General features: G+C 56.6%; 2 protein-coding genes. Both read left to right on the top strand.

From position 1 onward, the window contains the following. Positions 1-193: 193 nt before the first annotated feature. Positions 194-991 (top strand): winged helix-turn-helix domain-containing protein, encoded by a 798-nt coding sequence (locus QSK07_RS22590; RefSeq protein WP_285723293.1) that lies wholly within the window; start codon positions 194-196, stop codon positions 989-991. Positions 992-998: 7 nt separating this feature from the next. After that, the gene (locus QSK07_RS22585) at positions 999-1466 is read left to right on the top strand and encodes a FidL-like protein (protein ID WP_285723292.1); all 468 of its coding nucleotides are present in this window, start codon (positions 999-1001) and stop codon (positions 1464-1466) included. Positions 1467-1598 lie beyond the last annotated feature (132 nt).

Here is a 1598-nt window from a genome sequence, read left to right as displayed (position 1 = left end):
AAAAATGGGCCGGCTTATCTGTATTTGTCTGTGAAATGCGCCGCGCTACGGATAGAATCCGCCGGACCCGGATTATTCTTAACGGTCCGGGGCGTCCTTTCAGGCGTGTCATTTCCCGCCGTTGTACCCGCCGTTGTACCCGCCGGGGATGACCACGTGGACGTTTACAGGAATAAGGGGGTTCTGTCCGGACATGAGATACATTATTGACGGCATCATTAGCTTCCGTGCGGATGATGGTTCACTTTTACGCATGGACAGTAATGACAGCGTAATCCTGCCCGTGGCAGCGCAAAGACTGATGCTGATCCTTCTTGAGTCGCACGGTGAGGTGCTGGAACGCGATGAGCTGCTGGTCAGGGTCTGGGACAACTACGGACTGACCGGCTCCGGAAACAGCCTCAATCAGTATCTCAGTCTGATACGCCGCAATATGTCTGCATTTGGCTGTGACACCTTTGTTGAAACCCTTCCTAAAGTGGGTATCCGGCTGCACGAAGGCGTGCGTATCGTAAAGGAAGAGTGCGCGCCGGTCGTGCCTGACGCTCAGCAGTTGCCTGAATTGCATCCCGTCGTTTTGACAGGCGGTGAAGGCAGGTCCCGGTGGCGGGCTTTCTTACCCGCAGCGGCGGCTTTTCTGGCTTCCGTTTCTGTTGCTGCCCTGCTGACGGAAGACGGAGGAGCTGACCCACACCCCGTCGTTCACGTTCTGCCCGGAGGATGCGGGCTGGTGACCTTTTTTGAACCTGCAGAAGGTGATTTCAGCAGGACAGTGGATGAGGCTTCAGCCCTGCTGAAATCGTCCGGAAGAGAATGCGGCCAGGGTTACACTCTCTACTTTGATAACATCTCCGCCCAGAGTGATGCCCTCCACGCCAGAACGCTGATGGCTGTCTGTGAAAATGACGCACGCGGCAGCGACAGCCTCTGCCATAATTTTTATTATGACGGCGTGCCTGCAGGCGCGGTGGGAGCAGCGCATGATAAATAAGCGCATCATGTCAGTTATCATTGCGGTCGCCTTGCCGCTTTTCTGGCCTGTTTACCTTCATCAGCAGGAAAAGATTACCCTTCCGTTCAAGTGCCTCTACACCACGGAATACACCGACCTGCCTGCGGGGGGAGAAACGACCGTCCGGCTTACGCAGGATTTACGGATGTATCCGGAAGGCCAGAGCTATTTTCTCCTGAACGGCACGGCGACCTATGGCAATACAACCTACCGCGTGGCGCGCACCCTCCAGCTGGGAAGTGAAAGGGAGATTCAGGGTAAAACGTTCCGCCTGACGGTGGAGCGGACGGTTAAGTTACCGGGCGATGATGTGCCCGAGCCCGTTATGGACAGCATCCTGCAGGAGTATTACGTGACGCCGGACAGCTTACAGATTGATATCTTCCCCGTGCGCGGAAAAACGTACCTGATTGGCGGACCTTACGCGTTCATCAGCGTTTGCCTGCGCTACTGACTGACCCGCCGGCCTCCGGGCTGGCAATCTTCTTCCCCCTGCTTTCTTTTCCGGCTTCTTCCCCGCGACGGGTCGCCGCCTTTCTCCCGCTGACGTATCCCTTACCGCAGGACCGTCCTGCAGGCAGGTCCA

It is taken from the genome of Pantoea sp. QMID4, from assembly GCF_030270445.1.
Taxonomy (GTDB): Bacteria; Pseudomonadota; Gammaproteobacteria; order Enterobacterales; family Enterobacteriaceae; genus Pantoea; species Pantoea vagans.
The sequence above is the reverse complement of the archived record's forward strand: the minus strand, read 5'-3'. Positions and strand labels throughout refer to the sequence as shown.

Excerpts from the sequence above, each read along its gene's own strand:
- QSK07_RS22585 (WP_285723292.1), top strand. The coding sequence starts at position 999 with ATGTCAGTTATCATTGCGGTCGCCTTGCCGCTTTTCTGGCCTGTTTAC.
- QSK07_RS22590 (WP_285723293.1), top strand. The coding sequence starts at position 194 with ATGAGATACATTATTGACGGCATCATTAGCTTCCGTGCGGATGATGGT.